Source organism: Streptomyces sp. VRA16 Mangrove soil (assembly GCF_017377775.1).
Classification (GTDB): domain Bacteria; phylum Actinomycetota; class Actinomycetes; order Streptomycetales; family Streptomycetaceae; genus Streptomyces.
Genome location: NZ_JAFVLN010000006.1, coordinates 203,958 through 228,716 on the forward strand (window position 1 = coordinate 203,958; position 24,759 = coordinate 228,716).

A 24,759-nucleotide genomic window follows, 5' to 3' on the forward strand; every position below is an offset into this window, starting at 1 on the left:
AAACGTACCCGGATTCCCGATCAAGGGAACGTAAACGGAAGAGCCCGCCCCAACAGGGGCGGGCTCGTGCCGCGGCAGGGCTTCGGCCACGGCCACGGCTGCGCTTCGGCTACGGCAGCGTGAGGATCTCCGTGCCGTTCTCCGTGACCACCAGCGTGTGCTCGAACTGGGCCGTGCGCTTGCGGTCCTTGGTGACGACCGTCCAGCCGTCCTCCCACATGTCGTACTCGTGGGTGCCCAGCGTCAGCATCGGCTCGATCGTGAACGTCATGCCCGGCTGGATCACGGTCGTCGCGTGCGGGGAGTCGTAGTGCGGGATGATCAGCCCGCTGTGGAACGACGAGTTGATGCCGTGCCCGGTGAAGTCGCGCACGACCCCGTACCCGAACCGCTTCGCGTACGACTCGATGACCCGGCCGATGATGTTGATCTGGCGGCCCGGTTTCACGGCCTTGATGGCACGGTTCAGGGACTCACGGGTCCGCTCGACGAGCAGCCGCGACTCTTCATCGACGTCCCCCACCAGGTACGTGGCGTTGTTGTCACCATGTACACCGCCGATGTACGCCGTCACGTCCAGGTTGATGATGTCGCCGTCGCGCAGCACCGTGGAGTCCGGGATGCCGTGGCAGATGACCTCGTTGACGCTCGTGCACAGCGACTTGGGGAAGCCGCGGTAGCCGAGCGTGGACGGGTAGGCGCCGTGGTCGCACATGTACTCGTGCGCGATGCGGTCCAGCTCGTCCGTGGTGACGCCCGGCGCGATCGCCTTCGCGGCCTCGGCCATCGCCCGCGCCGCGATGCGCCCGGCGATCCGCATCGCCTCGACGGTCTCCGGTGTCTGCACCTCGGGGCCCTTGTACGGGGTCGGCGCGGGCTTGCCGACGTACTCGGGGCGCCGGATGTTTCCGGGCACAGGGCGGGTGGGGGAGAGTTCCCCGGGTACGAGCAGCGAGGACTGCGACTGGCCAGACATGCCAGCGAGTGTAACGAGCGGGACTGGGGGACCATGGCCCTGAGCGCACTGAGGAGAGGAGTCTGACGTGGCCCTGTTCAAGAAGCGGACCGTCGGGAAGCCGGGCGAGTGGTTCTACTGCCTGGAGCACAAGAAGGTCGAGGAGGGGCCCGAGTGCCCCGCCAAGGACCGGTTCGGCCCGTACGCGTCCCGCGAGGAGGCGCAGCATGCGATGGACACCGCGCGTGAGCGCAATCTCGAGTGGGAGAACGATCCGCGGTGGCACGACGCCCAGGCCTCCGGCGAGGAGGGCGGCAAGACGCCGTAGCCGCGACGGCCCCCGCGCGGCCCGCCCCCGCCGGCGCTCACCACCGGGAGGGCGGCGGTGACGTCAACTGATCGGCCAGGCGCGACAGGCGGTCGCGGAACTTCCGGCGGCCCCGCGGAGGCGGCACCGCGTTCTCGCCCGCCGCCGCGCTCACCAGATGCTGCACGGTGTCCAGGTCGAGATCGGTGTCGGCCGGCACGGTCAGCGCGTCGTGGGCCATCGCGTGCAGATCGGCGTTGGCTGCGGTGTCGGCGTCCAGGGCGAGCACCGTCGCCCCGGAGCGGCGCGCGTCGTGAACCCGTTCGAGGAGTGGCGCGCCCACCGCGTCCGGCGTCACCACCAGCAGCGTCTCGCCGCGCCGCGCCGCCGCCAGCCGGCCGAGGCCGACAGCGAGATGGGCCGGGTCGCCGGGGCGCGCCGCATGGCGGACGAGGGTCGGGGCGAGTTCGGGCGTGCCCGACCAGGCGGCCTCGTCGACGAGGTGCGCGGCCAGGTGCCAGGGCTCGTACTCCTCGGTGCCGACCAGGAGCAGCCCGCCGCCGTACGCGGCCACCGAGGAGCGCAGGGCTCCGGCGAAGCGGCGGGTGGCGGCGGGCCACTCGGTTCCGGCGAGGACCTCGCGCAGCAGGGCTACTCGTACGGCGTCCATGGGGGTGCATGCTGCCTCAAGTGCCGGACCGTGACCGGGGGTTCGCGGGAAGACCGCCCGTACGGGGTGCGCGGGGAAAGGCCGCGAAAGGCCGCGTTCACCGCAGGTTTCCATCGGCGGGAAGCATGGACGGCATGTCCGCCACAACAGAGCACTCCGTGCCGCCCACCGGCACCGACAACGGCACCGAGGGCAGGTACGACGGCGGGCACTGCCTCCTCGGCGGCGACGACGGCGCGTCCTGGCGGACCGGGTACGTCGACACGCCCGGCGACGGCTACGTCAGCCCCGACGAGACCACCGCGGCCCAACTCCCCGACGGGCGGCTCCACTTCAACACGCGTACCGACTCCACGGCGCCGGGCGTGCGCGCCGACGCGTACTCCGCCGACGGCGGCCGGCGGTTCGTGCGGCGCTTCCGGCCGCAGGCGGGCCTGACCGGACCGGTCGTCCAGGGCAGCCTGTTGAGTCTCGAAGGACCGGACCTGCTGCTGTACTCGGGGCTTGCAGACCCGGCCGCCCGCGCCCTGATGACGGTCCGCCGCAGCCGTGACGCCGGCGTCACCCGGCAGAGCGCGCACACCGTCGACGGACTGCCCGCCGCCTACTCCGACCTCGTACGGATCGACGACGACACCGTCGGGCTGCTCTACGAGACCGGGGACTTCTCCGCGTACGAGACGATCACCTTCCGCAGGATCCCGGTGGCCCTGCTGTCCTGACCGTACGGCTGAGTAAGGTCACTCCATGACCACCACTGACACTGCACAGAAGGCCCCGGCCAAGGACCCCTGGGACCTGCCCGACGTCTCCGGCCTCGTCGTCGGCGTGCTCGGCGGCACCGGACCGCAGGGCAAGGGCCTCGCCTACCGGTTCGCGCGCGCCGGCCAGAAGGTGATCCTCGGCTCGCGCGCCGCCGAGCGCGCGCAGGCGGCCGCGGACGAGCTCGGCCTCGGCATCGAGGGCGCCGACAACGCCGAGTGCGCACGGCGCAGCGACATCGTGATCGTCGCCGTGCCGTGGGACGGGCACGGGGCCACCCTCGAAGCGCTGCGCGAGGAACTCGCGGGCAAGCTCGTCGTCGACTGCGTCAACCCGCTCGGCTTCGACAAGAAGGGCGCGTACGCCCTGAAGCCGGAGGAGGGCAGCGCCGCCGAGCAGGCCGCGGCCCTGCTCCCCGACTCCCGGGTCACCGCCGCCTTCCACCACCTGTCGGCCGTGCTGCTCGCCGACCCGGAGGTCGAGGAGATCGACACGGACGTGATGGTGCTGGGCGAGTCCCGCGCCGACACGGACACCGTCCAGGCCCTCGCGGGCCGCATCCCCGGGATGCGCGGTGTCTTCGCGGGCCGGCTGCGGGGCGCCCACCAGGTGGAGTCCCTGGTCGCCAACCTGATCTCGGTGAACCGCCGCTACAAGGCCCACGCGGGTCTGCGCATCACGGACGTATAACGGATCACGGACGTATAACCCTCTACCGGGTTGTTCGGGGCGCCTTCAGGCGGCAGCGGGGCATGGGGGACACTGGTCGGCGAACACCGCCGTGCCGTATTGGAGCCGACCCCCATGCCCCGCATCGCACTCTTCGCCCTCGTCGTCTGCCTCCTTGCCGTCGCGGCCGCCGTGGTGTCCTTCGTCGAGGGCAGTTTCCTCGGGATCGTGTGGGTGCTGATCGCGGGCATCACGTCGAACATGACGTGGTTCTACGCGCGCAAGGCCAAGGCCGAGAAGGCGGCGGCCCAGAACTGAGGCGGCCGGGGCCCGGCCCCGGCCCGCCTCCGGTCAGGCCTGCTGGTCGCCGCCGCCGGCGATCTTCTTCAGGTCGACGGTCTCGTCGGCCGGCGGGGTCTGCGGGCGGACCGCCTTGCCGTAGTCGCTGAAGGTCGCCGTGTTGGGCGCCTTGCCGCCCGTCGACGTGCTGCGCAGGATGTACGGCTTGCCCTCGGCCGCCACATAGAGCGCCAGGGTCTCGCCGCTCGACTTCTTCTTCGTGAGCTTGATCGCCTTCGTGCCGTCGACCGTGGTCGCCGGCCCCTTCTTCATGCCGGTGCGCTCCGACTTGTTCTCGTCCATCGAGGCGACCAGACCCTGCTTGTCGCACAGGCCCGCCGTCGTCGCGTCGTCCGCCGGGGCCTTCACCCACTTGTCCTTCACCTTCGGCACGATCTTGTCCGCGCCCGGCTGCTCCTTGAGCGCCGCGCGCCAGTACTGCTCGTCTCCGCGCAGATAGAGCGTGCCGTTCGTGTGCCGGATGTCGGCGTGCGCGCCGTCCGTGGCGATGGTGCCGTCGCAGTTCTTGTCCTGGTCCACCGACAGGTCGACGGTGACGGTGGAGCCGGACTGCCGCACGGTGCCCTTCATGTGCAGCGAGTCGGCGTCCTTCGTGGCCTTGACCGCGTCGGCCGCGATCCGGTCGGCGCTCTTGCCCGCGAACGGGTCGTCCCCGCCCTTGCCGCTTCCGCCGTCGCCGCTGCCGCAGGCCGTGAGGGTCACGAGGGCGGAGAGCCCCGCCAGTGCTGCCGCCGTTCTCGTGGTGAGCCTGGTGCGCCGCTGCACGTCTTCTCCCATCGTCGAGATTTCGGAGAAGATCGAGTGCCCGTATGTCAGGTCATGTCACCGGAAGGTCGTTGTCCACTTGTGGCGCCGCCGGAACCGGGGTCAGGGCTGGGTGTAGACGGGGATCTCGGGGGTGCCCTCCCAGAACCGGTAGAACCGCTGTCCCCAGTACGTGTCCCAGTCGTTCACGCCGAGCGCGCGCAGTACGGCGTCGACCACGTCGAAGAACACCCGGTTCACCGACGGGATCCACAGCAGGCCGAAGACGATCAGCAGTCCGAACTGGGCGTACGGCTCCAGCTGCCGCTTCACCTTGTACGAGAGCCAGGGCTCGATCACCCCGTACCCGTCCAGGCCCGGTACCGGAAGGAAGTTGAGGATCGCCGCCGTCACCTGGAGCAGCGCCAGGAACGCGAGCGCGTAGCGGAACGTGTCCGGCACCCCGTCCAGCGCGTGCAGCCAGAACGGGGCCGTGCACGCGAGTGCGAACAGCAGGTTCGTCAGCGGGCCGGCCGCCGAGATCAGGCTGTGCTTCCAGCGGCCCTGGATGCGGCCGCGCTCGATGAAGACGGCGCCGCCGGGCAGGCCGATGCCGCCCATGATCACGAAGAGGACGGGCAGCACGATGCTGAGCAGCGCGTGCGTGTACTTCAGCGGGTTCAGGGTCAGATAGCCCTTCGCGCCGACCGAGATGTCGCCGCCGTGCAGGGCGGTGCGGGCGTGCGCGTACTCGTGCAGGCAGAGCGAGACGACCCAGGCGCCCGTCACGAACAGGAAGACCGCGAAGCCCGGCTGTGACGCGTAGTCCGTCCACACCGCCCAGCCGGCCACGGCCGTGATCGCGGCGATGCCGATGAAGACGGGGCTGATTCTGCTGTCGCCGCGTCGGGATGTGGCGGTGGTCATGAGGGCGGGGCTCCCGGGGTGCGTGAGTCGTGCGTGAGTCGTACGTCGTACAGGGAGGGCAGGGTCGCACAGAACGTACCCGCCTACGGGGGAAACGTGCCGCCCGGCCCTGGGAGTTCCGGGGGCGGGGCTGTGCCGATGTCCGCCTGTGGTCGTGCCCCGCAGGGGCGCGGGGAACTGCGCGACCAGCCCCCACCGGGCCTGCGCCCGGCGACGGCGCGACCGGGACCGAGCTGGGCGCCGCTTGGAGCGCTCGCCCCGTGCCGGGGTGCCTCCCCCAGACTCCGTCCGGGGGGACCCCCGGCCCACCCTGCCGCCCATGGCGGCAGATTGCCCAAGGCTAGGGGGCACGGCGGATTGGCCGGGGTGGGGGCGTGGATTGCTCGTGGGGGTGGGGCGGGGACAATGGGGCGGTGCGCTATCGCATTCTCGGCACCACGCAAGTACTCCGCGACGACGGCTCGGCCGTCCCCGTCGGCGGGGCGAGGCTGCGTTCCCTGCTCACGGTGCTCGCGCTCCGGCCGGGCCGCACGGTCCCGGTGACGGTGCTCGTCGACGAGGTGTGGGGCACCGAGCCACCGGCGGACGCGCAGGGCGCGCTGCAGGCGCTCGTGGGCCGGCTGCGGCGCGCGCTCGGTGCCGGGGCGATCGCCTCCGACGAGGGCGGCTACCGGCTCGCGGCCGCCGCGGACGACATCGACCTGTTCCGGTTCGAGCGGCTCACCACGGACGGCGCCCGCGCCCACGCCGACGGCGATCCGGCCAAGGCCGCCGCCCTGCTCGACGACGCCCTGACGCTGTGGCGCGGCCCCGCCCTCGCCGACCTGCCCGACCGGGCGGGGGAGGCCGCCCGCTGGGACACCCGGCACCTGGACGCGCGCCGCACCCGGATCGCCGCCGGCCTGGCGCTCGGCCACGCCGACGAGGCGCTGCCCGAGCTGACCGCCCTCTGCGACGCCCACCCCCTCGACGAGTCGCTCCAGGCCCTGCGGCTGCGCGCGCTGCGCGACGCGGGCCGCGCGGCGGAGGCGCTGGCCGCGTACGACGGGATACGCCGCGGCCTCGCCGACCGCCTGGGCGCCGACCCGGGCCCCGAACTCCTCGCCCTGCACGCCGAGTTGCTCAGCACGCCCGCCGCCCCCGCGGCCCCGGCCGTTCCCGCCCGGCGCCCCCCGGGCAACTTCCGCGCCCGCCTCACCTCCTTCGTGGGCCGCGGCCCCGACATCGACGCCATCCGCAGGGACCTCACCCGGGCCCGCCTGGTGACCCTGCTCGGCCCCGGCGGCGCGGGCAAGACCCGTCTCTCCCAGGAGGCAGCGGAGGGCGTCACCGACGCCCCCGACGGCGTATGGCTCGCCGAACTCGCCCCGGTGAGCGATCCGGACGCCGTCCCCGAGGCCGTCGTCAGCGCACTCGGCGCCCGCGAGACCGTGCTGCGCGGCGCCGGCGCCGAAGAGCTGCGCATCGCCGGTGAACGCCAGGGCGACGACCCCCTCGTCCGCCTCGTCGAGCACTGCGTGAACCGCCGCATGGTGGTCGTCCTCGACAACTGCGAGCACGTCGTCGAGGCCGCCGCCGCCCTCGCCGAGCATCTCCTGGCCCACTGCCCCGGCCTCACCGTGCTCGCCACCAGCCGCGAACCCCTCGGCGTACCGGGGGAGTTGCTCTATCCCGTGGAGCCGCTGCCCGAGCCGTACGCCCTGCGCCTGTTCGGCGAGCGCGGCGCCGCGGTCCGCCCGGGATTCACCGTCGACGACTCCGAGGAGACCGCGGCGGCCGTCGCCGAGATCTGCCGCCGCCTCGACGGCCTGCCGCTCGCCATCGAACTCGCCGCGGCCCGGCTGCGGATGCTCACCCCGCGCCAGATCGCCGAGCGCCTCGACGACCGCTTCCGCCTGCTCACCAGCGGGGCCCGCACCGCCCTGCCCCGCCAGCAGACCCTGCGCGCCGTCGTCGACTGGTCCTGGGACCTGCTCGACGCCCCCGAGCGCGCCGTCCTGATGCGGCTCTCCGTCTTCAGCGGCGGCTGCGACCTCGCCGCCGCCGAGGCGGTCTGCGGCACCTGCGGCGGTGACGTCCTCGACCTGCTCGGCTCCCTCGTCGACAAGTCGCTCGTCGTCGCCGCCCCGCAGGAGGACGGCGAGGGCATGCGCTACCGGCTCCTGGAGACCGTCGCCGAGTACGCGGGCGACCGGCTCGACGAGGCCGCCGAGCGGCCCGCCGCCGCGCACGCCCATCTCACGTACTACCGCGAACTCGCCCGCACCACCGACCCGTTGCTGCGCGGCGCGGGCCAGCGCGCCGCCATCGCCCGCATCGAGCGCGACTACGAGAATCTGCGCACCGCCCTGCGGCACGCGCTGGCCACCCGCGACGAGCAGGAGGCCCTCAGCCTCGTCCTCTCCCTGGCCTGGTTCTGGCAGATGCGGGACCTGCGTATGGACGCCAGGTCCTGGACGCGGGACGTCGCCGCCCTCGGCCCCGACCCGTTCGCGGGCCCCGCACGCCCCGCCCCGCCCGTCGAGCAGCGCTGCACCGACATCCCGCCGCCGCTCACCGGCGACCTCCTCGACGAGGCCCGCCGCCAGGTGCACCTGAGCCGCCTCGGCTACATGGACATGGAGATGCAGCAGTGGCACAGCGAGGAGGGACAGGCCCGGCTGAAGATCATCCGGGAGACCTACCGAGCCGACCTGCCGCAGGCCTGCCGTCCGCCCGGCAACATCTGGTACTTCGCCGTGCTGATGTCGGGGCAGCTGGACAAGATGCACGACCTCACCGACGTCACGGTCCGCACCTGTCGCGAGCTCGGCTACGACTGGGAGCTCGCGCTCGTCCTCCAGCTGCGCGCCAACATCCTGGCCAACCGCAGCGAATGGGCGGCCCGCGGGCTGCCCGACGCCGACGAGTCCCTGGAGCTGTTCACCCGGCTCGGCGACGAGTGGGGCGTCGCCGAGGCGCTGTCGGCGCGCGGTGAGACGTACGAGAAGCTCGGCCGCTACGACGAGGCCGCCGCCGACTACCGCCGCGCCAGGGCCCTGGCCGAGGCGATGGGCGCCCACGCCCAGGCGTCGATCCTCCAGGTCCGGCTCGGGCAGGTGTTCGTCGAGCAGGGCGACATCGCGGAGGGGGAGCGGCTGCTGTGCGAAGCCCTCGACACGGCTCACCGTCATGCGAACGAGGCGCGCCCCGCCGCCCGGATGTTCCTCGTCGGGCTGCTCGGCTCCACCGGCAGGACCGCCGCCGCACGTGAGCACCTGGAGGCGCTGCGGCACGAGTTCAAGGTCGCGGACATCGTTTTCTTCCACGCCATGACGGTCGGCATGGAGGCGATGCTCGACGCCGTCGACGGCCGGTCCGACGCCGCGCTCGCGGGCGCCGTGCGCGCCATCGACCTCGGCAGCGACCCCCTGTCGTCGGTGATCATGCCGCACATCGCGGCGCTGCACCTGGTCACCGCCGCCCACGCCCTCGTACAGCAGGGCGACGCCGCGCTCGCCGCGCGGATGATCGGCGCCGCCGACGCGGCGCTGCCCGAAGGGCACATCTCCGGGCGGCTCGAACGGGACTGGCGGGCCGACGGCGAGACGGTCGTACGGGCCGTGCTCGACGACGCCGCGTACGGACGGGAACACGCCGAGGGCGGCGGCCTCTCCGTGGAGGAGGCCACCGCCCTGCTGCGACGCGAGCCGACGTCCGGCGAAGCCGGCTGACTCAGCTCTTCTTCGTGTACTTGCGGATCGCGACCGGCGCCATGACCGCCGTGAGCAGCGCGGTCCAGCCGAGCGTCATCCACAGGTCGTGGGCGACCGGGCCGCCGGTCATCAGGCCGCGGCAGGCGTCCGCCAGGTTCGACATCGGGTTGTAGTCGGTGAAGGACTGCAGCCAGCCCGGCATCGAGGCCGGCGGCGCGTAGATCGACGAGCCGAACTGCAGCGGCATCATCACCAGGAAGCCCATCGCCTGCACGGACTGAGCGTTCTTCATGGTCACGCCGAGGACCAGGAAGATCCACATGATGGCGGAGCCGAACAGCGCCGACAGACCGATGGCGGCGAACAGTCCGCCCCAGTTCTCCACGTCGAAGCCGACGAGGAGCGCGACGATCATCAGGACCGTGATGGCGACCAGGAGTCGCATGAGCTCGACGGAGACCTTGGCGACCAGGACCGAGGCCCGCCCGATGGGCAGCGACCTGAAGCGGTCCATGATGCCCTTCTGGAAGTCCTCGTTGAAGCCGGTGCCGACGCCCTGCGCGATGTTCATCGACATCATCGCGATCATGCCGGGGATCACGTACTGCACGTACGCGTCCTGGCCGCCGCCGAGCGCCTGCCCGATCGAGCCGCCGAAGACGTACACGAACAGCAGCGTGAAGATGATCGGCATCAGGATCGCGTCGAACATCGACTCGGGGTCCTGCTTGATCCACAGCAGATTGCGGCGGATCAGGGCGCCGGTGTGGCGCAGGTGGCCGCGCAGGCCGATCTTGGGGTCGGCGTCGACCGTGATGGTGGGCGCCGTGGGGTTCACGGAATCAGAGGGGGCGCCGCGAAGTGGCTCGATGAGGGTGGCGGTGGGTGACGGGCGGGCACTCATACGGCGACCTCTTCGAGTTCGGGCCTGACGTCCTGCGGGGCGGACGCCTTGTGGCCGGTGATGGACAGGAACACCTCGTCCAGGCTGGGCAGTTCGGTGGCGATCGAGCCGATCGTGATGCCGCGCGCGGTGACCGCGCCGACGACGGCGGTCAGCTGCTCGTCGCTGAGGATCGGGACGAGGACCGTGCCGGACTCGGGGTCCACGGTGGACGTGGCCAGGCCGGTGATGCCCAGCTCGTCGAGCGAGGCGGCCAGCGGGCGCAGCTCCAGCGGGTCGGCCGGGCGGATGCGCAGGGTGCGGCCGCCGACCTTCGCCTTGAGCTCCTCGATGCCGCCGCGGGCGATGACCTGGCCGCGGTCGACGACGGTGAGCTCGGAGGCCAGCTGCTCGGCCTCCTCCATGTACTGGGTGGTGAGCAGCACGGTGACGCCCTCGCGCACCATGCGCTTGACCTCGTCCCACACCTCGTTACGGGTGCGGGGGTCGAGGCCGGTCGTCGGCTCGTCCAGGTACAGGACGTGCGGGCGGCCGATCATCGACGCGGCCAGGTCGAGGCGGCGGCGCATGCCGCCGGAGTACGTCTTCGCGGGGCGGGTCGCCGCGTCGGTGAGCGAGAACCGCTCCAGCAGGCCGTCGGCGCGGGCCCTGGCCTCCTTCCTGGACAGGTCGAGCAGGCGCCCGATCATGTACAGGTTCTCGCGGCCGGAGAGCTTCTCGTCGACCGAGGCGTACTGGCCGGTGAGGCCGATCACGCGGCGCAGTTGGCGGGGCTGCTTCACCGCGTCGTAGCCGGCCACGACCGCCGTCCCGGCGTCGGGGGTGATGAGGGTGGACAGGCAGCGCACGAGGGTGGTCTTGCCCGCGCCGTTCGGCCCGAGCACGCCCATCACGGTGCCCTCGTGGACATCCAGGTCCACGCCGTCCAGGGCCCGTGTTCCTTGGGGACCGCCGTAGTGCTTGACCAGTCCCCGTACGGACACGGCGACCGGGCGGTCGCTTGCGGGGTTCTTGTCGATTCGCGTCATGCCACCAAGGTGACAGCCGCCACCGACAATCCACCGACAGCCGACCGACAGCCCCCTGTCGGCACCCTGTCACCGTCCCGTCGGCGTGCGCCCCGGGATCACGCCCGAAAAGGCCGCAGCCCGTCGACGGGGGAAGATCGACGGGCCGCGGTGGTGCCGTGATGGTCAGTGGACGGAGTGCTCCTCCAGAGGGAACGTTCCGCCGATCACGTCCTCCGCAAACGCTTTCGCGGCATCGGACATGACGGAACGCAGATTCGCGTACGTCTTCACGAACTTCGGCATCTTGCCGCCGGTGAGCCCGAGCGCGTCCGTCCAGACCAGGACCTGGGCGTCCGTCTCGGCACCCGCGCCGATGCCGACCGTCGGAATGTGCAGCACGCGCGTGACCTCGGCCGCCAGCTCCGCAGGGACCAGCTCCAGGACGACCGCGAACGCGCCCGCGTCCTGCACCGCCTTCGCGTCCCGCAGCAGCTGCTGCGCCGCCTCCTCGCCGCGGCCCTGCACGCGGTACCCCTGCGTGTTGACCGACTGCGGGGTCAGGCCGATGTGCGCCATGACCGGGATGCCGGCCTCGGTGAGCAGCTTGATCTGGGTGTGCGAGCGCTCGCCGCCCTCCAGCTTGACCGCGCCCGCGCCCGCCTCCTTCACCAGCCGCATCGCCGACCGCAGCGCCTGCGTCGGACCCTCCTGGTACGAGCCGAACGGCAGGTCCGCGACGATCATGGCGCGCGAGGTGCCGCGCACGACCGCGGCCGAGAGCATGATCATCTGGTCCAGGGTGACCGGGACCGTGGTGTCGTAGCCGAGATGGCAGTTGCCCGCCGAGTCGCCGACCAGCATCACGGGGATGCCGGCCTCGTCGAAGACCGATGCCGTCATCGCGTCGTACGCGGTGAGCATCGGCCACTTCTCGCCCCGCTCCTTGGCGAGGGTGATGTCGCGGACCGTGATACGCCGGGGGCTGTTCTTCTTCGTGCCTCCGTACAGCGCCTTGGGGTCCCGCTCCTGCGGGGCGCCCGTGCTGCTGTCGGGGGACTGCGACCGCGTCGGGGCAGCCTGGAGTGGCGTGTGTTGCGTCATCGCAACCGCTCCTTCAATTCCGTCGTCTCGAGGCGCCCTGACGGCGTCCCCGGATCGCCTCCATGGTGGCACCCCGTGCCGACCGGGCGCCAGGGGCCCTCGCGTAAAGCCCGCCACAGAGCCCTTTCGTAAAGCCTGGGTAAGAGATCGGTCCATAGTTTCAATACGAGACGGGTCCGTATCGAAATGGGGCTAGGGTCGTACACATGACCACACCCGCAGTTCCCGCGGCTCCTCGCATACCCGAGGCCGTGCACCGCCGTCGCTGGGCGATTCTCGGCGTCCTCATGCTGAGCCTGCTGATCGTCGTCCTCGACAACTCCATCCTGAACGTCGCGATCAAGACGATCTCGACGCCCGCCCCCACCGGCCTCGGCGCCACGCAGAGCGAGCTCGAGTGGGCCATCAACTCGTACACGCTCGTCTTCGCGGGGCTGCTGTTCACCGCCGGTCTGCTCGGCGACCGCATCGGCCGCAAGAAGGTCCTGATCGGCGGCCTCGTCGTCTTCGGCCTCGGCTCCGCGCTCGCCGCCGAGTCCGGCTCGCCGGTCCAGCTCATCGCGTTCCGCGCGGTGATGGGCCTCGGCGCCGCCTTCGTCATGCCGGCCACGCTCGCCGTGCTGATGAACGTCTTCGAGCGCGAGGAGCAGCCGAAGGCCATCGGCATCTGGGCCGGCGGCGTCGGCCTCGCCATCGCCATCGGGCCGATCACCGGCGGACTGCTCCTCGACCACTTCTGGTGGGGCTCGGTCTTCCTGGTCAACGTGCCGATCGTGATCCTCGCCGTGATCCTGATGCTCGCGCTCGTCCCGGACTCCAAGGACCCCAAGCCGGGCCGCGTCGACCTCGTCGGCGTCCTGCTCTCCATCGTGGGTCTGGTCCTGCTCGTCTACGGCATCATCAAGGGCGGCGACGAGGGCGACTTCACCAGCGTCCAGGTCCTCGCCACGATCATCGCGGGCGTCGTCGTGCTCGCCGGGTTCGTCCTCTACGAGAAGCGCAGCGACCACCCGTCGATCGACATCGACTACTTCAAGAACAAGGTGTTCTCGGCCGCCATCGGCGCCATCGCGCTGGTCTTCTTTGCGCTGATGGGCGTCACGTTCTTCTCGGTCTTCTACACGCAGAGCGTGCGCGGCTACTCGCCGCTGCAGACCGGCGCCCTGATGCTGCCGCTCGCCGTGGCCCAGCTGATCTTCGCGCCGCGCGCCCGGCTCGTCGTCGAGAAGATCGGGGTGAAGGCCACCACCACGGGCGGCCTGGTGCTGCTCGCGGCGATGCTCGCCGCGTTCACCGCGCTGGACGCCGGCACCCCGATCTGGATCCTGGAAGTCATCTTCTTCCTCATGGGCACGGGCATGGCGCACGTCATGACCCCGACCAGCGTCGTGATCATGCAGGCGCTGCCGCGCGAGAAGGCGGGCTCCGCCTCGGCGCTGAGCAACACCTTCCGGCAGGTCGGCGGCGCGCTCGGCATCGCCGTGCTCGGCTCCGTGCTCTCCACCGCGTACCGCAGCGGCATAGAGGACAAGCTCGGCATGCTGCCGGCCGGGGTGCGCGACACCGCGGGCGCGTCCATCGAGGCCACGCTCGGCGTCGCCGAGAAGATCGGGCCGCGGGCGCAGGGCCTGGTCGACGCGGCCAACGGCTCGTTCCTGCACGCCATGCACATCACCGCCCTGTGCGGTGCGGGTGTGGCCCTGGTGAGCGCCCTGGTCACCTGGCTGTTCCTGCCGGGCAAGCGGCCCGCCGCGCCGCTCGCCCCGAGCGGCGAGCCGCAGGAGAAGGTGGGCGCGGGGAACTGACCTGCGTGTACGTGATCGGACAGCGCTGAGACAATCGCCCCGGAGCCCGGTCGGAGGACCAGGTTCCGGGGCTGTGGCGGAAGGTGCGAAGGTGCGCGAGATGGAGGCCGTGGGCGACGTGAAGGGTGCCGTGGGTGCCGACGCGGACCGGAGCGGGCGACGGGTGCGGCGGTACGCGCTGCGCGGCTCGCCCGGACCGGCCGCCGACGCCGCGGCACCCGCCCGCGGCCGCCCGCGCAGCGAGGCCGTCGAGCAGGCCATCGTCGAGGGCGTCGTCAAGCTCCTGGAGGAGGGCGTCCCGCTCGCCGAGCTCTCCATCGAGCGCATCGCGAGGACCGCGGGCGTCGGCAAGGCCACCATCTACCGGCGCTGGGCCGGCAAGGAGGAGCTCTTCGTCGACGTGATCGCCTCCATCGAGGAGCCGGATCCGCAGCTGCCCGGCACCTCCCTGCGCGACGACCTGATCCTGCTCCTGGAGCACATGCGCCGGCGCGGCCTCAATCTGCGGACCTCGGCCCTGCTGCACAACGTCATCGTGCAGATGAAGACCCTGCCCCGGCTCTGGGACGCGTACCACGCGGTCGTCGTCGAGCCCCGGCGCCGGCTCATGCACGACGTGCTGCGGCGCGGCGTGGCCGACGGCGAGCTGCCGGCCGGCATCGACATCGAACTGACCGGCGACCTGTTCACCGGGCCGATGCTGCTGCGCTCCGTGATGCGGGTCGACTCGCCGCTGGCCGACGACCTCTCCGAGCGCATCGTCGACACCGTGCTCGCGGGTGTGAAGGCGCAGGTCACAGCCGTGGAGTAGGGCGGGTCCGAATGTGCGGGTTTCGTCACAGACAGACCCGGAGACCTCCTTGTCCGGAACTCCGGACGCCGCCCCGCTCGTCCTCGTGGCCGTACGGGCGTCACCGAACCGCAACCGCCGGGGGTGTGACGGAACGGAAGACCGCTGATCATCGCCTAGTGTCGGACGGGCGACGACGGCGGGCACGGCAGGCAGTGAGGCGACGAGGGCATGGCGCAGGCGTTTGGCAACGGAGACGCCGAGGAATCGGCGCACGCAGGGCCGGGGACCCGGCTGCGACGCCTGGGGGAGCGGCTGCGCAACGACCGGGGGTACTGGCGTCGCGGCATCGTCCTCGCGACGCTCGCGATCCTGCTCGCCCTGGTCATGCTGCTGCACGCGCAGATCCCCAACACCATCGGCAACCTCGGCTCGCTGACCGAGACCTTCCTGCCGTGGCTGGGCCTGTTCGTCCCGGTGCTGCTCGTCCTCGGCTTCGTACGGAAGTCGGCGACGGCCCTGATCGCGGTGCTGGTCCCGGCGATCGTCTGGCTCAACCTCTTCGGCGGGCTGCTCACCGACAAGCAGAAGAGCGGCGGCGACCTGACCGTCGCCACGCACAACGTGAACGCGGACAACCCCGACCCGGCCGGCACCGCCAGGGCCGTCGCCGCGTCGGGCGCCCAGGTCGTCGCCCTGGAGGAGCTGGCGAGCGACGCGCTGCCGACGTACGAGAAGACGCTCGCGTCGGCGTATCCGTACCACGCGGTCAAGGGCACGGTCGGGCTGTGGAGCAAGTACCCGCTCTCCGACACCCAGCCCGTCGACATCAAGCTGGGCTGGACCCGGGCGCTGCGCACCACGGTCGCGACGCCCGAGGGCAAGGTCGCCGTGTACGTGGCGCACATGCCGTCGGTGCGCGTGAAGCTCGACTCCGGGTTCACCGCGAGCCAGCGCGACGAGAGCGCCGACGCGCTCGGCGAGGCCATCGCCGACGAGCAGCTCGGCAGGATCATCCTGCTCGGTGACCTCAACGGCACGATGAACGACCGCGCCCTGAACGCGGTCACCTCCCAGATGCGCTCCACGCAGGGCGCGGCGGGCAGCGGCTTCGGGTTCAGCTGGCCGGCCGCGTTCCCGATGGCCCGGATCGACCAGATCATGGTCAAGGGCGTGGAGCCGGTCTCGTCGTGGACGCTGTCGAGGACGGACAGCGACCATCTGCCGATCGCGGCACGGGTCCAGATCTGACGGAGACCGGTCACCTGGCTTCAACCTGCCGGAATACCGGGTGCGCGCCACTTTGTTCCGTACGTAAACTTACGGATTCCGCTCACCCCCGTTCTGGTTGGAAGATCCTCCATGCCCTTGGCCTTGCTCGCGCTGGCCGTCGGAGCCTTCGGCATCGGCACCACCGAGTTCGTGATGATGGGTTTGCTGCCCAACGTCGCCGACGACCTGCACGTCTCCATCCCCACCGCCGGGCACCTCGTCTCCGCGTACGCGCTCGGCGTCGTCATCGGCGCCCCGCTGCTGGCGGCGCTGACCGCGCGGATGCCGCGCCGCCGCGTCCTGATCGGCCTCATGGTCCTGTTCGTCGTCGGCAACGCGGTGTCGGCCGCCGCCCCCGACTACCACTGGCTGCTGGCCGCCCGCTTCGTCAGCGGCCTGCCGCACGGCGCGTTCTTCGGCGTCGGCGCGGTCGTCGCCACCTCGCTCGTCGCGCCCGAGCGCAAGGCCCGCTCGGTCTCGCTGATGTTCCTCGGCCTGACCGTCGCCAACATCGTCGGCGTCCCGGTCGCCACGGCGATGGGCCAGCAGCTCGGCTGGCGCGCGACCTTCCTCGCGGTGAGCGCCATCGGCCTCGCCGCGATCGCCTCCCTCGTGGCGCTGGTCCCCGCCGACCACGGCCACGGCCAGAGCGTCGGGGTCCGCGGCGAACTGCGCGCCCTGCGCTCGCTGCCGGTGTGGCTGGCGCTCGGCACGACGGTGGCGGGCTTCGGCGCGCTCTTCTCCGTGTACAGCTACATCACGCCGATGCTCACCGACGCCGCGGGCTTCGCGGACTCCAGCGTGACGCTGCTGCTCGCCCTGTTCGGCGTCGGCGCCACGATGGGCAACCTGCTGGGCGGCCGCCTCGCCGACCGCTCGCTGCGCGGCACGCTCTTCGGCGGACTGACCTCGCTGGGCGTGGTGCTGGCCGCCTTCCCGCTGCTGATGCGCACGGAGTGGAGCGCGCCGCTCGGCGTGCTGCTGCTCGGCCTGACCGCGTTCCTGACCGGCTCCCCGCTCCAGCTGATGGTCATGGAGAAGGCCGCGTCGGCGCCCTCCCTGGCCTCCTCCGCCAACCAGGCCGCCTTCAACCTGGCCAACGCGGGCGGCGCCTGGATCGGCGGCCTGGCGCTCGCGGCCGGCTTCGGCGTGACGTCCCCGGCGGTGGCGGGCGCGGCCCTGGCCGTGCTGGGCCTCGCGGTGGCCACGGCCGCGTACCGGGTCGACCGGCGCCGCGCCACCGCGACGACCGGACGGGTCGTCGCCGGGCACGTGCCGGCCGAGGCGGAGCCGGTGCGCGGCTGAGACACCGGCGACGGGGCGCGGACCGTGGTCCGCGCCCCGCACGCGGAGGTCAGGCCCGGTAGCCGAGGACCGTCATCATCCCGGCCTCCGAGTGGTACACGTTGTGGCAGTGCACCATCCACAGGCCCGGGTTGTCCGCGTCGAAGTCCACCGTCAGGGTCCCGTTCGGCAGCACGATCGCGGTGTCCTTGCGGGGGCCGCCCGCCACGTTCGCCAGGGCGAAGGTGTGGCCGTGCAGATGCAGCGGGTGCCACATCGCGGTGGAGTTGGCGAACTCCAGGCGCACGCGCTCACCCGCCTGCACCGGGTGCCGCTGGTCCGTCGTGTACGGCTTCTTGTCGAACGCCCAGTCGTACTCGGCCATCCCGCCGGTCAGTTGGAGCCGGATCGTGCGGTCGGGCTCGCGCGACTCCAGGGCCACCGAGTCGGCCGCCTTCAGTTTGTCGGCGGTCAGCAGCCGGCCGTTCAGCTCCTTGGGGCGGACCCCTGCGGTCGGCGCCGCGCCCGAGCCCGTGCGCAGCACCGCGAGCGCCGTGGCCTTCTTGCCCTCCGCGAGCGCGGTGAACGGGAAGACGCCGTCGCCCGCCGTGACCAGGACGTCGTAGCGCTCGCCCATGCCGAGCAGCAGCGCGTCCGTCGTGGCGTGCCGCACCGGGAAGCCGTCGGTGTGCGTCACCGTCATCCCGTGCCCGCCGAGCGCCACCCGGAAGGCCGTGTCACCGCCCGCGTTGATGATCCGCAGCCGGATGCGGTCGCCCGGGCGCGCCTTGAAGACCGAAGGGTCCTGCGGCGTACGGCCGTTGACCAGGTAGTACGGGTACTTCACGTCCCCGGCGTCGCCGCCGAGCAGCTCGCTGGTCGCGCCCATCATCATCCGGGACGGCGCGTTCGCCGACGGGGACTCCCCGGCGGAGGCGCCGGAGCCGTCCGTCATCGACATGCCGGCCATCCCCGACATGTCGTGCCCGGAGTGCCCCGAGCCGCCGTCCGAGCCGCCCATGTCCATCCCGGCCCGCAGCTCCTTCAGAACCGCGTCCGGAGTCGAGCCGTCCACCCCGTCGACCCAGTCGTCGAGGACGATCACCCACTCCTTGTCGTAGGAGAGCGGCTCCTTCGGGTCGTCGACGATCAGCGGCGCGTACAGGCCCCGGTCCTGCTGCGTGCCCGAGTGCGGATGGAACCAGTACGTGCCCGGGTGCGCGACCTTGAAGCGGTACGTGAAGTCCCCGCCGGGGGCGATCGCCTTCTGGGTGACGCCCGGGACGCCGTCCATGTCGTTGCGCAGGGCCAGGCCGTGCCAGTGCAGAGAGGTCGCCTGGGGGAGGTGGTTGGCGAGGGTCAGGGCGAGGGTGTCGCCCGCGGTCACCCGGACCTCCTTGCCGGGCAGGTCACCGCCGTACGACCAGGACGTGACGGTGCGGTCGCCCAGGTCGAGGCGGGTCGCGGCGGCCGTGAGCGCGACCTTGCGGACCCGGCCGCCCGAGCCGCGCCCGCGCTCCGCGGCCGCGACCTCGGCGCCCCGCGGATCGACGTACCCGGCGGGGGCGGAGCCGCCCGGTCCCGCGTGACCGCCGTGCCCGGAACCCGAGCCGGAACAGGCGGCCAGAACTCCCGTGCCGGCCACGGCGATCGACGCGCCCAGCAGGGTGCGACGGGAGACGGGACCGGAGGGGGACTGCTGGTGGTTGTGCATGACTGAGTGCACCTCGATGTCGGTGTCGTGCTGCGTGCGAAGGCATGCGGGCCGACCGCGTCCGGGCAGGCCGGAGCGGCCGGTGGGCAGACCTAGAGACGCAGCACCGACAGCAGGGACAACGTCGTGCGCGGCGGCGGCGGGTTGGGGCGGTGCGCGTACGTCAGGCCGCGCCGCAGGGGGCCCAGGGGCAGTGCCGACCCCGGCGGCCGCGGGACCGCCGCCGTCAGCAACAGCAGCAGGGTGAACGAGCCGAGCACCGCGAGACACACGCCCAGCGGGTCCATCCCGCCGTCGCCCGGCATCCGGTGCTCGTGCACGGCGGCGGGGGAGGAGGCGTGGGCGGGGACGGGCGCCGACGGCATCGCGTGCGCCGAGTGGGCCGAGTGGGCCGCCTGCCCCGCCATGGAGCCGTGTCCCGTCGGATGCCCCAGCGTGTGCATCCCGACGATCCCGAAGAGCAGCGCCACGAACAGCAGCAGCTGTCCGAGGTCCGTGCGGCCCTTCGACGTCGTCATGGCCCGCACCTTACCCCCACCCCGTATCGGACGACATGCGGGGGACGGACACTCCGTCGATCATGACCCCATGACGACTACGGACAAACCGGGGCAGGGGGGCGTCGCGGAGGCGGCGGCCGAGGGGGACCGGCGGCAGTTCATCTCCTGGGTGACGCTCGGTCTGATGACGACCGCGTCCGTGGCGAGCCTGCGCCCCTCGCCCACCATGGCGATCTACGGCCTCGCCGCGATCTTCCTCTACCTGCTCCCCGCCATCGTCTTCCTGCTGCCCACGGCCCTGGTCGGCGCCGAACTCGCCTCCGGCTGGACCGGCGGCATCTACCGCTGGGTCAGCGAGGCGCTCGGCAAACCGCTCGGGTTCGTCGCCGTGTGGTGCCAGTTCGCCATGACCATCGCGTACTACCCGAGCCTGCTCGCCTACGTCGCGTCCACCTTCGCGTACGTCATCGACCCGAGCCTCGCCGAGAACGGCCTGTACGTCGCGATCTGCATCATCGTCCTGTACTGGACCGGCGTCTTCGTCAGCTCGCGCGGCACCAGGACCATCGCGGGCCTGTCGTCGTTCGGGCTCATCATCGGCACGCTCATCCCCGGCGTCGTACTCGTCGTCCTCGGCATCGTCTTCCTCGGCCAGGGCAACCCGTCGGCCGCGCCGATGACCGCCTCCCACTGGCTGCCCCCGTGGACGGGCCTGGCCAGCCTCGTGCTCATCGTCAACAACTTCCTGTCCTACGCGGGCATGGAGATGAACGGCGTCCACGTGTCGTCCCTGCGCAACCCGCGCGGCGAGTTCCCGAGGTCGATCTTCCTGGCCACCGGGCTCGTGCTGCTGATCTTCATCCTTCCGGCGCTCGCCATCAGCTGGGTCATGCCGTCGAAGGAACTGAGCCTGACCGCCGGTCTGATGCAGGCGTTCCAGGCGTTCTTCGACCACTTCGGGGTCGGCTGGATGACGAAGGTCGTCGGCATCATGCTGGTCTGCGCCGCGCTCGGCGGCATGCTCACCTGGCTCGCGGGACCCGCCAAGGGCCTCGTCCTGCTCTCCCGCCAGGAGGGGTATCTGCCGCCCTACCTGCAGAAGTTCAACAAGTACGGCGTCCCGCAGAACATGATGGTCGCGCAGGGCGTGCTGACCACCCTCATCGGCATCCTGTACGCGTTCAGCGACAGCGTCTCCAGTCAGTACTGGATGTTCTCCGTCATCACCATCCAGATCTATCTGATCGCCTACCTGCTGATGTTCGTGGCCGTGGTCCGGCTGCGGAAGACCCAGCCCGAGGTGGAGCGCGGCTTCGTCGTCCCGGCGGTGACGACCGTCGCGAGCGTCGGGTTCGTCGCTTCCGTGATCGCGATGGTCATCGGGTTCGTGCCGCCGGACGGCTACGACACCGGACCGCTGTGGCGCTTCCTGCTGATCGTCGGCGGCGGCCTGCTGCTGATCGGCATCGCCGCCCCGGCCGCCTTCCTCAAGTACCGCAAGCCGAGCTGGGTGCACCCGGATCACCGCTGATCACGGCGTCAGGCGCCGCACACTGTCCCGTACGACAATGTGGGTGCCCAGCAGATGCCGCTCCTGCCCGGAGCGGCCCCGCGCGCCCAGGGCCAGGCGGACCGCGGTGCGGCCCAGCTCCTCGCCGGGGATGTGCACCGTGGTCAGGCCGGGCGTCATGTCGGCGGCGACCGGGTCGTCGTTGTAGCCGACCACCGAGATGTCCTCGGGGACCCGCAGCCCGTACTCGGCGAGCACCTTGACCGCGGCGGCGGCCACCCGGTCGTCGCCGGCGAAGACCGCCGTGAACTCCGGCCTGCCGTCGCACTTGTCGAGCAGGTCGCGCATCGCCTCGTCCCCGCTGAGCTGCCCGAAGCCCACGCCGTGCAGCAGCCGGTCGGCGGCCGGCACGCCATGGTCCTCCAGCGCCCGCAGATAGCCGCGCACCCGGTCCTCGCCCGTCGTGTTCCCCGGCTGGTAGCCGATCAGCGCGATCCTGCGGTGCCCGGCGCCCAGCAGATGGCTGGTGACGGCGTACGCGCCCGCCTCGTTGTCGTACTCCACGACGAGGGCGGGCACGTCGGGTGCGGGCGCGGGCCGGCCGCACAGCACCAGGCGCGACCCGGCGGCCGCGAGCGACTGCGCGTACTGCGCCATCCGCTCCCGGTACTCGTCGTCCTCCACCACCCCGCCGACCAGGACCACGGCCTCCGCGGCCTGCTCCCGCATCATCTGCACCAGGGCCAGCTCGCGGGCCGGGTCGGCGCCGGTCGACGCCACGAGGGTGAGCCGCTCGTGCCGGGCGGCCTCCTTCTCGACGCCCTGCGCGATCGCCGCGTAGAACGAGCTGACCACATCCAGCATCAGCACCGCGATGGTCTTGCGGCCGACGCCGGCGAGTGCCCGCGCGTGCGCGTTCGCCACGTAGTCCAAATCCTTGGCGGCCCGCAGCACCTTGGCGCGCGAGGCCGCCGAGGTCGGATAGCTGCCCGCGAGAACCCGTGACACCGTCGCCACCGAGACCCCCGCGCGTGCCGCCACGTCACGGATCGTGGCCCGCTCGCCCACCTTCACTCCTTCGTCTCGCCCGCGCGGGGCCCGCCGTACGGGCCCCGCACCATCATCGCCTGCGCCGCTGCCGTGGGGCAGCCCGGTCAGTGCGCCGCCTCGTACTCCTTCGTGAACTCCTCGATCACCTTCTTGCCGCCCTGCGCCTGCCACTTGGCGTACGCGGTGTCCCAGGAGGAGAGCTTCGCGCGGCCGCTGACGATCGCGGTCACGGAGTCGTTGATCAACTGCTCCAGCGTCGCGCCCTTCGTGTTGTACGTGTTCGACTGCAGGCCGAAGCGGACGTTGGGCTGCATCAGCGGCACCACCTTCTGCTGGTAGGCGTGCAGTCGCCGCACGACGTCCCCGTACCCGGGCGCGTACAGGACCTGCGGCGCGTCGCAGAGGTAGGTGAACGGCACGTTGGTCTTCGACTCGACCAGGCCCAGCTCGGTGGCGATCGGGTTGTTGTCCTTGTCGCGCTCGAAGTGCGTGCCCTCCAGACCGAAGTGGGTCAGCTCGTACTCCTCGGTGCCGAACGGCGCGGCCAGGTAGTCAAGGACCCGCAGGATCAGCTTGATCCGCTCCTTGGACGCCTTCTTGATCACCGTGTAGCCGAAGCAGCCCTGGCTCTGCTGGTACTTCACGGTCGCGCCGGGCGCCGCGTACGCCTGCGCCACGTCCAGGTCGTAGGCGCCCTTGATGCCCTGCGCGTTGCTCGTGTACGCGGCGAAACCGTCGCCCATGGAGAGCACGGAGCCGTTCCAGAACTGCGTCTTGAGGTCGACCTGCGAGACCGAGGTGGCCTCCGGGTAGTACGAGCCCTGCGCCCGCAGCTTCGCCAGGTACTCCAGCATCGCCTTGAACTCGTCGCTCGCGCCGAAGTGGACGATCTTGCCGTCCCGGTACGCGAACTCGTTGGGCGCGCCGAAGAAGTTGGCGTGCATCTTGTAGCTGAAGTAGCCGGTCGCGGACGCGCCGAGCGCCCACTTCCTCGACCCGGTCGCGTCCTTAGCCATCGCCGCGAAGTCGTCCGTGGACATCCCCGGCCGGTAGCCCGCCTTCGTGAAGGCCTGGTTGTTCATGTACAGGGTGTCCTGCGGCTTGGGCCGCTCCACCGGCACGCCGTACAGCTTCCCGGAGATCCGGCCCATGCCCTGCCAGGCGTACGTCGGGATGCCCGCGAGGTTCGGGTACTCCTTGATCGCGTCGCCGGACAGGTGGTCGGTGAGGTCGGCGCACCGGGTCTGCACGAACTGGGCCTGGCGGGGCAGCACATAGCCGCCGCCGAGGTTGATCACGTCGGGGATGTCGTCACCGGCGAAGACCGTGGCCAGCTTCGAGCGGTAGTCGGCGTCGGCGACCACGGTGAACTCGATCTCGACGCCCAGCGCCTCGTTGACCGCCTGCCAGTACTTGTTCTGCGCGGCCGGCTTCGGCGGCGTGCCGTACGTGATGGTCAGGACCTTGATCTTCTCCTTGCCGGAGCCGGGCTTCTCCGCCACCGCCCGGACCAGGTCGGAGGGGTACTTCGTGAAGCCGGCCTGCACCCCGTCGGCGGTCGCCGCGAGATCGGGCGTCGCGCCCTTCGCCGGGGCGTACGCCGGCCAGGCCGCCGCCTTCTTGCCCGCGTTGGAGACGTTGCCGCCGCCGGCGGAGCCGTCGGAGCAGGCGGTCAGGACGGAGGGGGCGGCGAGCGCGGCGCCGCCGACGGCGATCGAACGCAGCAGGGTGCGGCGCGAGATACGGGAAGCAGGAGCGGACATGCTGGAACAACCCTTCGGACAAAGGAAGTCGGGGAAACCGGTGCGGGGGGTGGGAGAGGAGCCGGGGATCAGCTCTTGATGGCGCCGGTGAGCACGCCCTTGGTGAAGTACTTCTGCAGGAAGGGATAGACGACGAGGATCGGCACGACGGCGATCACGAGCACCGCCATCTGCGTCGTCTGCGGGGCCGAGACCATGCCGGCCTCGCTGAGTCCCGAGTCGGCGATCTGCGCACCGCCGATCACGTACGTGCGCAGCACCTGGGAGAGCGGCCAGTGGTCGGACTCCAGGTAGATGGAGGCGGTGAACCAGGAGTTCCAGTAGCTGACCGCGTAGAAGAGCCCGACGACCGCGAGCGCGGCCTTCGACAGCGGCAGCGCGATCCGCCAGAACGTGGCCCAGTCACCGGCGCCGTCGAGGCGTGCCGCCTCGTACAGCTCCTCCGGGATGCCCTGGAAGAAGCCGCGCAGCACCACGAGGTTGAAGACGTTGATCAGGCAGGGCGCGATCAGCGACGCGTACGCGCCCTGCAGCCCGAGCCCCTTCACCAGCAGGAACGCCGGGATCATGCCGGGCGGGAAGAGGAACGTGAACAGCACGAGCAGCAGCACCGGCTTGCCGCCGAAGACCCGCGGGCGGCTGAGCGCGAAGGCCAGGGTCGCGGTGCAGGCCAGCGAGAGCAGCGTGCCGATGGCCGTGATGCCGATGCTCACCCACAGGGCCTTGGTGACGATGCCGCCGCTGAGGATGTTCCGGTAGGCGCGCAGGGTGGGGTCGGTGGGCCACAGCACCCAGCCGCCGTTCGCCACCACCTCCTTGTTGGAGGCGAGCGACGTGGAGACGATCACCAGGAACGGTACGAGGACCAGGGCCAGCAGCACGAGGACGGCCAGGCCCTTCGCGGCCCTGGTGAGCGGTTTGGGCCGCTCCATCCAGGAGGGGCGGGCGGGACGGGCGGGAGCCTTCA

21 protein-coding genes and 1 pseudogene are annotated in these 24,759 nt (G+C 71.5%); 10 read left to right on the top strand and 12 right to left on the bottom strand.

Features of this window, described 5'->3' with window-relative positions; genetic code table 11:
• Positions 1–109: 109 nt before the first annotated feature.
• On the bottom strand, positions 110–976 hold the full coding sequence (gene map / locus J3486_RS18500) for a type I methionyl aminopeptidase (RefSeq protein WP_207821456.1): 867 nt from the start codon (positions 974–976) through the stop codon (positions 110–112).
• 67 nt (positions 977–1,043) lie between these two features.
• Between map and J3486_RS18505 the strand changes: the two genes are divergently transcribed.
• Positions 1,044–1,283 (top strand): hypothetical protein, encoded by a 240-nt coding sequence (locus tag J3486_RS18505; protein WP_207821457.1) that lies wholly within the window; start codon positions 1,044–1,046, stop codon positions 1,281–1,283.
• A gap of 37 nt (positions 1,284–1,320) precedes the next feature.
• Here the strand turns inward: J3486_RS18505 and J3486_RS18510 are convergent, their stop codons facing one another.
• Positions 1,321–1,932 carry a hypothetical protein gene (locus tag J3486_RS18510; protein ID WP_207821458.1) on the bottom strand — a complete coding sequence of 204 codons (612 nt, stop codon included), beginning with the start codon at positions 1,930–1,932 and terminating at the stop codon, positions 1,321–1,323.
• 152 nt (positions 1,933–2,084) lie between these two features.
• On the opposite strand from J3486_RS18510, the pseudogene J3486_RS18515 reads away from it, so the two are divergent.
• The 3 genes and pseudogenes from J3486_RS18515 to J3486_RS18525 all read left to right on the top strand — a co-directional run.
• Positions 2,085–2,654 (top strand): annotated as a pseudogene (locus tag J3486_RS18515) (exo-alpha-sialidase); the annotation flags it as partial.
• A 25-nt stretch (positions 2,655–2,679) separates the two neighbouring features.
• A complete protein-coding gene (gene npdG / locus J3486_RS18520; RefSeq protein ID WP_207821460.1) occupies positions 2,680–3,384 on the top strand; it encodes an NADPH-dependent F420 reductase in 705 nt (234 codons plus the stop codon).
• A 114-nt stretch (positions 3,385–3,498) separates the two neighbouring features.
• Entirely contained in the window at positions 3,499–3,681 is a 183-nt protein-coding gene (locus J3486_RS18525; RefSeq protein ID WP_207821461.1) for a hypothetical protein, read from the top strand.
• Between the two features lie 33 nt (positions 3,682–3,714).
• Here the strand turns inward: J3486_RS18525 and J3486_RS18530 are convergent, their stop codons facing one another.
• Together J3486_RS18530 and J3486_RS18535 are read right to left on the bottom strand one after the other, a co-directional pair.
• Positions 3,715–4,500, bottom strand: coding sequence for a hypothetical protein (locus J3486_RS18530; RefSeq protein WP_207821462.1), 786 nt, complete (start codon positions 4,498–4,500; stop codon positions 3,715–3,717).
• Positions 4,501–4,590: 90 nt separating this feature from the next.
• Entirely contained in the window at positions 4,591–5,394 is an 804-nt protein-coding gene (locus J3486_RS18535; RefSeq protein ID WP_207821463.1) for a site-2 protease family protein, read from the bottom strand.
• A gap of 413 nt (positions 5,395–5,807) precedes the next feature.
• Here J3486_RS18535 and J3486_RS18540 point away from each other — a divergent pair, with 413 nt between their 5' ends.
• Positions 5,808–9,107, top strand: a complete 3,300-nt coding sequence (locus J3486_RS18540; protein ID WP_207821464.1) for a BTAD domain-containing putative transcriptional regulator — start codon at positions 5,808–5,810, stop codon at positions 9,105–9,107.
• Position 9,108: 1 nt separating this feature from the next.
• Here J3486_RS18540 and J3486_RS18545 read toward each other — a convergent pair whose 3' ends face one another.
• From J3486_RS18545 to panB, 3 genes are all read right to left on the bottom strand, one after another.
• Complete coding sequence (locus J3486_RS18545) at positions 9,109–9,927, bottom strand: ABC transporter permease (RefSeq protein ID WP_307804859.1); 819 nt, start codon at positions 9,925–9,927, stop codon at positions 9,109–9,111.
• Positions 9,928–9,989: 62 nt separating this feature from the next.
• Complete coding sequence (locus J3486_RS18550; RefSeq protein WP_207821466.1) at positions 9,990–11,021, bottom strand: ATP-binding cassette domain-containing protein; 1,032 nt, start codon at positions 11,019–11,021, stop codon at positions 9,990–9,992.
• Between the two features lie 165 nt (positions 11,022–11,186).
• The gene (gene panB / locus J3486_RS18555) at positions 11,187–12,104 is read right to left on the bottom strand and encodes a 3-methyl-2-oxobutanoate hydroxymethyltransferase (RefSeq protein ID WP_229378210.1); all 918 of its coding nucleotides are present in this window, start codon (positions 12,102–12,104) and stop codon (positions 11,187–11,189) included.
• A 206-nt stretch (positions 12,105–12,310) separates the two neighbouring features.
• On the opposite strand from panB, the gene J3486_RS18560 reads away from it, so the two are divergent.
• The 4 genes from J3486_RS18560 to J3486_RS18575 all read left to right on the top strand — a co-directional run bounded on the left by J3486_RS18560 (position 12,311) and on the right by J3486_RS18575 (position 17,276).
• Positions 12,311–13,909 carry a DHA2 family efflux MFS transporter permease subunit gene (locus tag J3486_RS18560; protein ID WP_207821467.1) on the top strand — a complete coding sequence of 533 codons (1,599 nt, stop codon included), beginning with the start codon at positions 12,311–12,313 and terminating at the stop codon, positions 13,907–13,909.
• Between the two features lie 100 nt (positions 13,910–14,009).
• Positions 14,010–14,720, top strand: a complete 711-nt coding sequence (locus J3486_RS18565; protein ID WP_207821976.1) for a TetR/AcrR family transcriptional regulator — start codon at positions 14,010–14,012, stop codon at positions 14,718–14,720.
• 210 nt (positions 14,721–14,930) lie between these two features.
• Positions 14,931–15,950, top strand: coding sequence for an endonuclease/exonuclease/phosphatase family protein (locus J3486_RS18570; RefSeq protein WP_207821468.1), 1,020 nt, complete (start codon positions 14,931–14,933; stop codon positions 15,948–15,950).
• Between the two features lie 111 nt (positions 15,951–16,061).
• Positions 16,062–17,276 carry an MFS transporter gene (locus J3486_RS18575; RefSeq protein WP_207821469.1) on the top strand — a complete coding sequence of 405 codons (1,215 nt, stop codon included), beginning with the start codon at positions 16,062–16,064 and terminating at the stop codon, positions 17,274–17,276.
• 49 nt (positions 17,277–17,325) lie between these two features.
• On the opposite strand, the gene J3486_RS18580 is transcribed toward J3486_RS18575, so the two are convergent.
• Together J3486_RS18580 and J3486_RS18585 are read right to left on the bottom strand one after the other, a co-directional pair.
• Positions 17,326–18,969, bottom strand: coding sequence for a multicopper oxidase family protein (locus J3486_RS18580; RefSeq protein ID WP_207821470.1), 1,644 nt, complete (start codon positions 18,967–18,969; stop codon positions 17,326–17,328).
• Between the two features lie 92 nt (positions 18,970–19,061).
• On the bottom strand, positions 19,062–19,487 hold the full coding sequence (locus J3486_RS18585; RefSeq protein ID WP_207821471.1) for a DUF6153 family protein: 426 nt from the start codon (positions 19,485–19,487) through the stop codon (positions 19,062–19,064).
• A gap of 70 nt (positions 19,488–19,557) precedes the next feature.
• Here J3486_RS18585 and J3486_RS18590 point away from each other — a divergent pair, with 70 nt between their 5' ends.
• Complete coding sequence (locus tag J3486_RS18590) at positions 19,558–21,000, top strand: APC family permease (protein ID WP_207821472.1); 1,443 nt, start codon at positions 19,558–19,560, stop codon at positions 20,998–21,000.
• Here the strand turns inward: J3486_RS18590 and J3486_RS18595 are convergent, their stop codons facing one another.
• The 3 genes from J3486_RS18595 to J3486_RS18605 all read right to left on the bottom strand — a co-directional run bounded on the left by J3486_RS18595 (position 21,001) and on the right by J3486_RS18605 (position 24,724).
• A complete protein-coding gene (locus J3486_RS18595) occupies positions 21,001–22,047 on the bottom strand; it encodes a LacI family DNA-binding transcriptional regulator (RefSeq protein WP_207821473.1) in 1,047 nt (348 codons plus the stop codon).
• 86 nt (positions 22,048–22,133) lie between these two features.
• Positions 22,134–23,792, bottom strand: coding sequence for an extracellular solute-binding protein (locus J3486_RS18600; protein ID WP_207821474.1), 1,659 nt, complete (start codon positions 23,790–23,792; stop codon positions 22,134–22,136).
• A 68-nt stretch (positions 23,793–23,860) separates the two neighbouring features.
• A complete protein-coding gene (locus J3486_RS18605) occupies positions 23,861–24,724 on the bottom strand; it encodes a carbohydrate ABC transporter permease (RefSeq protein ID WP_207821978.1) in 864 nt (287 codons plus the stop codon).
• Positions 24,725–24,759: the final 35 nt, after the last annotated feature.